Genomic DNA, 8,490 nt, shown 5'->3' with positions numbered 1-8,490 from the left:
GTGGCGAATTCATTCACCCGCGGGCTGCGGTCGATGTGGGCGAACAAGTTCGCCCCTACGGGGGGTGGCACTGGCTTTTGTAGGGGCGAATTCATTCACCCGCGGGCTGCGGTCGATGTGGCCGAACAAGTTCGCCCCTACGGGTACGGCACCGGCTTTTGTAGGGGCGAATTCATTCGCCAGTGGGCTGCGGTCGATGTGGGCGAACAAGTTCGCCCCTACGGGGGGGCACTGGCTTTTGTAGGGGCGAATTCATTCGCCCGTGGGCCTCTGCCAGTCCGCATCAGGTTCATGACTGCTGCGCCTTGGGCAGGCTCCAGGGGAAGAATATCTTCTGCAGCAACCCGATCAGGTGGAACAGCAGCAGGCTGATCACCACCAGCATCATCAGCGCGGCGAAGGCTTGCGGCACCTGGAACATCGAGGTGGAGAAGTTGATGAAGTAGCCCAGGCCCTTTTCCGCGGCGACGAACTCGGCCACCACCGCGCCGATCACCGCCAGGGTGATGGAGATGCGCAGCGCCGAGAACAGATGCGGGATCGCATAGGGCAGGCGGATGTTGCGGTACTCGCGGGCCCTGGAAGCGCCCAGCGAACGCGACAGCTCCACCAGTTCCTCGGGCGTCGCCAGCAGGCCGGTGACGCAGGACACCACGATCGGGAAGAAGGCGATGAGGAAGGTGATGAACACCCGCGGCAGGTCGCCGGCGCCCATCACCACCACGATGATCGGCGCGACCGCGACGATCGGCGTCGACTGCACGATCACCAGCAGCGGATACAGCGTGCGCGACATCACCCGCGAAGAGGCCAGGGCGATGGCCAGCGGAATGCCGATCAGGATCGACAGGCCGTAGCCCATCAGGGTCACCCGCAGCGTGGCGAAGATATGCTCGGCCCAGGCACCGGGGCCGACCTTTTGCGTTGCCGCGAGGATGGCGCTGGGCGAGGGCAGCACGAAGCTCGGCAGCTTGAGCAGACGGCAGGCCGCTTCCCACACCAGCAGCAGGACGAGCAGGGCGAGCCAGGGCGCGAAACGATCCGCCTGGGCCTTGAACTTAATGGTCGGCATGGCGCGAGAAGACCTTGCGGCGGATGTGGTTGGCGAGCTCATTGAAACGGGGCTCCGTGAGGGTTTCCATGGACCGCGGGCGCGGCAGGTCGACATCGATGATTTCCTGCACGCGGCCGGGACGTGCCGACATCACCAGGATGCGGTCGGCCAGCAGCAGCGCCTCGGGAATCGAGTGGGTGATGAACAGCACCGTCTTCGGGCGTTGGGTCCAGATGTTCAGCAGCTCCAGGCTCAGTTCGTCGCGGGTCAGCGCGTCGAGGGCCGAGAACGGCTCGTCCATGAGCAGGATTTCCGGGTCGTGCAGCAGCGCCCGGGCGATCGCCGCACGCTGCTGCATGCCGCCGGAGAGCTCGTCCGGACGCTTGTTGCCGAACTCCTTGAGCCCCACCAGTTCCAGCAGTTCCTCGCCGCGGGTGATCTCCTGGGCGGTGACGCGGCCGTACTTGTGGCGCATGGGGAAGGTCAGGTTGTCGCGAATGTTCAGCCAGGGCAGCAGCGTCGGCTTTTGGAAGACGATGCCGATTTCGTCGCGCGGGCCGTCTACCGGGCTGCCGTAGATGCTGACCTGGCCGTGGGTCGGCTTGACCAGTCCGGCGAGGATGCGCAGCAGCGTGGACTTGCCGCAGCCCGACGGGCCGAGCACCGCGATGAACTCGTGGCGGCCGATGTCGAAGCTGGCATTGTCCAGGGCCACCACCTCGCTGCCATCGGAGGAGGTGAAGACCTGGCTGACCCGGTCGAAGCTGATGTTGGGACGCGGTGTGGCATTCGGGGCTGCGGCGCTCATGGCATTACTCGCTGAGGCTGGAGTCGATGGCGCTGGCCGGGTCCAGGCTGTCGACCTCCAGCCCCTGTGCCTTGGCGACCCATTCCCAGGTGGTGGCCAGGCGCTTGGCGTCGAAGCCGGCGCCTTCGGCGTCGCTGATGGCGTTCTGCATCAGCGGCACCGACGCGACGAACTGCTCCTCGGCCTGCTGCTCGTCGACCTCGCTGACCATCTTCTTCAGCGCCGCGGCGGCGGCAGCCGGATCGGCAATGGCGTTCTTCTGCGCCTGCTGATAGGCCTTGACGAATTTCTTGGCCAACTCCGGATTGCTCTGCACGAAGCGCTGCGATGCCACCAGCGACAGGCCGTAGCCTTCGAAACCGTACTCGGACCAGGGGATGGTCTTCAGCGTCTTGTCCGCCTCGCCGAGGGCGCGGACGAAGCCGGGGGCGACGGTCAGCCAGTTGATGGTGGCGTCGACCTTGCCGGTGGCGAGCATCGGTGCCAGCGCGCCCGGGTCGAGCTTGAGCAGCTTGACGCTGGCCGGGTCGATGCCGTTGCGCTCCAGCAGCAGCGGCCAGACCACGTTGGAGGCGGAGAAGGTCGGGGTGGCGACCGTCTTGCCGACGATGTCCTTGAAGCTCTCGATGCCCGAGCCTTCGGTGGTGAAGAAGGCATCCGGCTGCTTGTTGTAGATCGGCGCGACCGCCACCACCGGTACATCGCCCTGGGCCTTGGCCTGCAGCAGCGAGGCCAGGCCGGCGGAGCCGAAGTCGGCGCTGTTGGTGGCCAGCTTGGTCACCACATCGCTGCCACCGCGAGCGCTGGCGATTTCCACCTCGATGCCTTCGGCGGCGAACAGGCCCTGCTCGACGCCGAGGTAGATTGCCGCCTTGTCGCCGGCCGGCAGCCAGTCGTTGAGCCAGCGCACCTTGTCGGCGGCGAGGACGGAGTGGCTGAACAGGGCCAGCAGGGTGCTGGCGATCAGGGTTTTCTTGAACATGGAAAGCTCCTTGAGGTTGGCTGATAGCGCAATGCAATAAACGGGTCAGAACGCCGGATGCGGATGGCGAGCGAAGAAATCCAGGAGGGCGGCGAGCAGTGCTTGCGGCGCGGCCAGCTGCGGTGCGTGGCCGCAATCGAGCAGCACCTGCTCGGCGCCCGGCACCAGCTGCTGCATGCGCTGTTGCACCAGCGGCAGTACGGAGCGGTCCCGCGTGGCCTCGATGTAAAGGCGCGGCAGGCGGCCGAAGCGCTCGGCGCTCCAGTGCGCGGCGATGTCGCGCCCGCCGTCGGGCTGCACCGTCAGGCGGCGCGCCGCGTCGACCGCGGCCTGCGCCGGTGCGTCGTGGAAGAAGACTGCGCAGGCGGCATCGCTGGGTACGCGGCTGCCGCCGGGCGCTGCTTCGAGATAGGGTCCGATGCCGCTGACCTCGGGAAAGTCGCGGCTCAGCTCTGTGCAGAGCTCGCCGAAGCCCATGCCGCTGGGCAGCATCATCCCGGCGACATAGGCGACTCCGGCGATGCGTTCGGCATAGCGCTCGGCGACCGCTGTGGCCGTCACCCCGCCGCCGGAATGAGCCACCAGGTGCACCGGGCCGGGCAGCGTCTCGATCAACCCGCCGACATGCTCGATGTAGCGTTCCAGCGAGACATCCGCCAACGGCGTGGCGTCGCTGCCATTGCCCGGCAGATCGACCGCGTGGGGCCTGTGTCCGGCACTGCGCAGGCCATCCTGCAGCGAATCCCAGACCCAGCTGCCGGCCCAGGCGCCGTGGATGAGGACGATGTCAGCCATAGGTCCTCCGGTACATCTCGCGGTGGTGTTCTTCCACCGTCACCGCGGGGTAGCGCGGCGTCTCGCCCGGCGCCAGGCAGACCGGCAGGCACTCGACCAGATGGTCCGGGTTGCCGCTGAAGAAGAACGGCACGCTGTAGCGCTCGCGCCCGGAGATGTTGACCACCCGGTGCAAGGTCGAGCGGTAACGGTCGTTGGTCCAGCGGGCGATCATGTCGCCGAGGTTGATCACATAGGTGCCAGGCACTGGCTCGGCGTGAATCCAGCTTTCGCTGTGGCGATCCCAGACCTGCAGGCCGGGGTTCTCGTCCTGCAGCAAGAGCGTCAGGCCGCCGAAGTCGGTATGCGCGCCGCAGCCCTTTTCGCCGGGCGCGGCATTGGCCGGCTGCGGCGGGTAATGCAGCAGGCGCAGGGTGCTCATGGAATCGCGGCAAAAGCCGGCGAAATAATCCTCGGGCAGCTGCAGAGACAGCGCCAGCGCGCCCATCAACCGGGTCGCCAGCGCATTCATCGCATCGCGGTAACGCTCCATGCTCGGGCGAAAGGCTGTGGGCTCGGCGGGCCACTGGTTGGCGCCATGGTTGAAGCGCCCGGCCTGCACGCGGGGGTCGTTCTCGGCCAGTTCCTCGCCGATATAGAAGCCTTCCTTGAGATCGGCCGGCGCCCCGGCTTCCAGCACCTGCCCACGCAGTGGCTCATAGCCGCGGTTGGCCTTCGAAAGAGCCTTGTCCACGGCACGCTTGGCCGTCTCCGGCTGGGCGAAAAAGGCCTGCGCCTGGGTGAACACTTCGCGCTGCAGCGCCGGATCGACGCCATGGTTGGCAATGCAGAAGAAGCCGACCTCGCGACAGGCCGCACCGATGCGCTCGGCGACGGCGATGCGGTCGGCAGGTTCGGCTGAAAACAGCCCGGCGATATCGATCAGCGGCAGCGCGGCGGCGTCGAGATGGCGGGCGCAAAGGGCATCTTTCATGTGTCTGTCCTGCTTGACCGGCTGCGGAATGGCGGCCGGCGGGCGCAGTATCTGGTCGCACTGCCTGAGCGCAAAAGCAGAGAATATCGAGCATGCTGATGCCGTTTCGGCAGCAGAGGAGCATGCCTCATTGCGAGGCGGGCAGTGGGCTCCAATGGTGCGTCGGCAAGGGCGCGGATGCAGGCGGGTGGCGGGCTCGGAGCCAGGCAGAGGCTGTTCCTGCTGCACTGTCTTGGCGCGCCGTGCGGGCGGCCTGGTGGCGGATATTTTTTTGCAGACACGCCGTGCTCTGGCGTGGCAACGATCCGTGGCGGCGTTGTTCGGCGCCAGCCGCCGATGCAATGCCCCAGGCGTTCAGCCCTGCATCAGCGCATGGGTCAACCGGCAGCCACTGCTGCAGCTTCGATGGCCTCGCGCAGCGCCTCCGCCAGCTCTTCCAGCCGGTACGGCTTGGCCAGTACCTGTATGCCCTCGGCGATGACCGACTGCAGGGCGGCCTCGGCGTAGCCGCTGGTGAGCAGCACGGGGATGCCCAACGCACGGCTGCGGATTTCCCGGGCCAGCTCAACGCCGTTCATGCCGCCGGGCATCATCACGTCGGAGAACACGATGTCCACCTTGCAGCCATTGGCCAGTGCGTTGAGTGCCTCGGTGGCATTGGCCGCATAAGTGACGCGGTAGCCGAGATGTTCCAGCATCTCGCCGACCAGGGCGGCGACTTCCTCGTCATCGTCCACCAGCAGGACACTGCCGACGGAGACGTCGCAGTCGTCATCCGCGGCCTGCGCATCGTCGGCGGGTTGTGCGGGAGTCTGCTCGGCTCGTGGTAGCAGCAGGATCACGCTGGTGCCCTGGCCGCATTCGCTCTCTATCCAGACGGTACCGCCCGATTGCCTGGCGAACCCATACACCTGCGCCAACCCCAGGCCCGAGCCCTTGCCGATTTCCTTGGTGCTGAAGAACGGGTCGAACACCCGGCTGCGCACCTCGGCGGGGATGCCGGTGCCCGTATCGATCACGGCAAGGCGGACGAAGTCTGCTCTGCGGCCCATGACCTGTTCATTCGGTGCGTTGCAGGCCTGCAGCAGAATGGAGCCGCCCATAGGCATGGCATCGCGCGCATTGACCGCCAGGTTGAGGATGACCAGCTCCAGTTCGCCCGGATCGACCTGTACTGGCCACAGGTCAGGCGCGAACTGCTGGCGGACATGCACGTCGCCACGCAGGCTGCGGTCGAGCATTTCACGTATCTGGCTGATGCGGCTGGCCAGGTCGACAGGTTCGGGGGCCAGGGACTGGCGCCTGGAGAAGGCCAGCAACTGGCGAGTCAGCGCCGAGCCGCGCTGGGCCGCTTGCCGCATGCCGTCCATCAGGCGCTTGCGGCGATCCGGATCGTCGCGCCGATCGAGCATGTCTAGGCCGCCCGAGATGACCATCAGCAGGTTATTGAAATCGTGGGCGATGCCTCCGGTGAGTTGGCCGATGGCTTCGATCTTCTGCGTCTGGCGCAGGGTTTCCTCGATATGTGCACGTTCTTCCATTTGTGTGCGCAATTCTAGGTTGGCCTCTTCCAGTTCGCTGGTGCGTTCGACGATCAGCTCTTCGAGTTGTTGCGAGGCCCGCTCACGCGCTTCCAGCAGGGCCCTGACTTCGTACTGGCGATGACGCCCGCGCAGGGCGGTTTTCAGGGCGCTGGTCAGGGTGATGCCCTGCACCGGACGTTCCAGCAGCGAGACGTTGCGCAGCGCGGCGACCATGCGCTGGCGCCAGGCAGCGACCGCTGGTTGTTGTTGCTTGCTGGTAAGTACGACGAAGGGAAAGTCCGACCAGGCTGGCTGCCGCCTGACCCAGTCCGAAATCCCTTCGAGATCCTGGCCGAACAAACCTTCCTCGGCGATGAACACGGCATCGGCGTCGCTTTCGGCGCGTTGCAGCACTTCCGCAACGCTGTGGCAGACAACGGCATCCATGCCGCTGCGGCCGAGCAGCTCCGCCGAAGCGGGGCCGTCGCGGCCGATCGGGGCATAGACAACTACAATCGGGTTGTCTCGCTTAATGGGCGTCGTCATGCTCGTCCGTAAACAGTAAGGTCGCATCGCCGAAGTATTCCGGCGTGCCCGAGAGGATGCCACTGAAATGGCTGAGGGGCGGCCCGACCTGCAGGCCGGCAGCGCTGAGGCGATATTCGCGGACGGTGTTTTCATGCCGCCCGCTGCGCTTCTTCACCACAGACAAGGCCCGGCGAACGACGCCGGCATGCTCGAAGTAGCGCTGCATGATAACGGCATCGCTGAGGTAGCTGATATCGATCGGTGCATCGATCGGGCCGACCATCCCATGCTGGGCCAGCACCATGATGCTGATTACCCCTTTCTGGCCCAGGTAGCTCAGCAGCTCATGCATCTGCAGGATGAGGAATTTGCCGTCGGGCATGGCGTGCAGATACCCGTTGAGGCTGTCCAGGATGACCAGCTTCGCGCCCTGCACTTCGACACTCTGACGCACCGCGGAGATGAATTCGCCCGGTGACAGCTCGGCGGGATCGACCTGCTGCAGATGCAGCAGGCCCTGCTCGATCCAGGGCTCCATGGCCAAGCCGAGTGAGCGTCCGCGTGCCAGCAGGGTGCCGATGTTCTCGTCGAAGACGAAGAAGGCCACCTGTTCGCCGCGAGCGCATGCGGCTCCGGCATAGCTCAGGGCCAACGATGATTTCCCGACGCCGGCCGCGCCGACCAGCAGCGCGTTGGTGCCGCGCTCCAGTCCGCCCCCGAGCATCCTGTCCAGCGCTTCGTTGCCGGAGGAGGCGAGGGTGCCGATGAATGGCGAATGGTGCTCGGCGGCGACCAGCCGCGGGTAGATCCGCAGGCCACCTTTGCGGATGACGAAGTCGTGATAACCGCCGCGGAACTGGATGCCACGCATCTTGATGACCCGCAGCCGCCTGCGCTCGGCGCCATAGTCGATGGCCAGCTGTTCGAGCATGACTACGCCGTGGGAGATGGAATGCAGCTGCAGATCGCCCTTTTCCGAAGTCTGGTCGTCAAGCAGGATCACGGTGCAGTTGCGCGTGGTGAAGAAGTGTTTGAGCGCCAGCACCTGCCGCCGATAGCGCAGCGGGCTTTGCGCCAGCAGGCGCATTTCCGAAAGGCTGTCGAAGATGACCCGGCTCGGGTTGGTCTCGGTGACGCGATCGAACACCTGCTGCGTGGTTTCGCTCAGCTCCATTTCCGCCGGATGCAGCACGGTCAGTTCGAGTTCCGGATCGAGGCTCGCCTCCGGGGTGACCAGCTCGAACACATCGATGCCGTCCAGAGTCCAGCCGTGTCGCTTGGCCACCAGCTCCAGCTCGTCCCTGGTTTCCGACAGGGTCACATAGAGGACGTTTTCGCCTTGGCGCACGCCTTCGAACAAGAATTGCAGCGCGATGGTGGTTTTCCCCGATCCGGGGCAGCCTTCATAGAGGTACATGCGGTTGGGGTCCAGGCCGCCGCCGAGGATGTCGTCCAGCCCCTCGCTGCCGGTGGAAATGCGCGGGGCTTCAGCGTCCGGGTGATGGGGGGGAGTAGTCGAGTCGGTCATTTCCGTTCTCCTTGGGCAGGCTTCGCCGCGTGCCTTGCTTGATATCCACATGGCCCGCAAAAGAGCCAGGTCGGACGCAAACACGCGCGGGATTGCCTGCAGTGGTCGGGCCGGAAGCCGCTCGAGTCGTCGCACGGTGGCGTGCCGTGTTCGCCGAATGCGCTCGGCAGGCGACGCTCGAGGGCGCGGTCATCTAATCCGACTCATTCGCTGTCCGCCCGTTCCGCGTTCGCCGCTGAATGCCATGCTGACGCCGAGCCACACGCGTTTGGCGCTGCGCTTGTTGTTCCGCCGCAGCG

Annotated in this window: 7 protein-coding genes; all 7 read right to left on the bottom strand. The window is 65.8% G+C overall.

The genetic code is table 11. The annotated features are described in order from the left end of the window. Window positions 1-289 precede the first annotated feature (289 nt). Window positions 290-1,072, bottom strand: a complete 783-nt coding sequence (locus tag B597_RS26795) for an ABC transporter permease (protein ID WP_003292992.1) — start codon at window positions 1,070-1,072, stop codon at window positions 290-292. After that, window positions 1,059-1,862: an ABC transporter ATP-binding protein gene (locus B597_RS26790; protein WP_003292993.1), complete on the bottom strand. Its 804-nt coding sequence runs from the start codon at window positions 1,860-1,862 to the stop codon at window positions 1,059-1,061. The genes B597_RS26795 and B597_RS26790 overlap by 14 nt, the downstream gene beginning before the upstream one ends. A 4-nt stretch (window positions 1,863-1,866) precedes the next feature. Then, entirely contained in the window at window positions 1,867-2,844 is a 978-nt protein-coding gene (locus B597_RS26785) for an ABC transporter substrate-binding protein (RefSeq protein WP_003292994.1), read from the bottom strand. A gap of 45 nt (window positions 2,845-2,889) precedes the next feature. Continuing rightward, the gene (locus tag B597_RS26780; RefSeq protein WP_024161659.1) at window positions 2,890-3,639 is read right to left on the bottom strand and encodes an alpha/beta fold hydrolase; all 750 of its coding nucleotides are present in this window, start codon (window positions 3,637-3,639) and stop codon (window positions 2,890-2,892) included. After that, window positions 3,632-4,612, bottom strand: coding sequence for an isopenicillin N synthase family dioxygenase (locus B597_RS26775; RefSeq protein WP_003294253.1), 981 nt, complete (start codon window positions 4,610-4,612; stop codon window positions 3,632-3,634). The genes B597_RS26780 and B597_RS26775 overlap by 8 nt, the downstream gene beginning before the upstream one ends. A gap of 377 nt (window positions 4,613-4,989) precedes the next feature. Next, a complete protein-coding gene (locus tag B597_RS26770; protein ID WP_003294252.1) occupies window positions 4,990-6,681 on the bottom strand; it encodes a response regulator in 1,692 nt (563 codons plus the stop codon). Next, complete coding sequence (locus B597_RS26765) at window positions 6,665-8,191, bottom strand: ATPase domain-containing protein (RefSeq protein WP_003294251.1); 1,527 nt, start codon at window positions 8,189-8,191, stop codon at window positions 6,665-6,667. The genes B597_RS26770 and B597_RS26765 overlap by 17 nt, the downstream gene beginning before the upstream one ends. Window positions 8,192-8,490: the final 299 nt, after the last annotated feature.

Origin of the sequence: Stutzerimonas stutzeri KOS6, assembly GCF_000307775.2 — a bacterium.
GTDB classification, from domain to species: Bacteria; Pseudomonadota; Gammaproteobacteria; order Pseudomonadales; family Pseudomonadaceae; genus Stutzerimonas; species Stutzerimonas stutzeri_B.
This window is presented reverse-complemented; position numbering and strand designations above follow the sequence as displayed.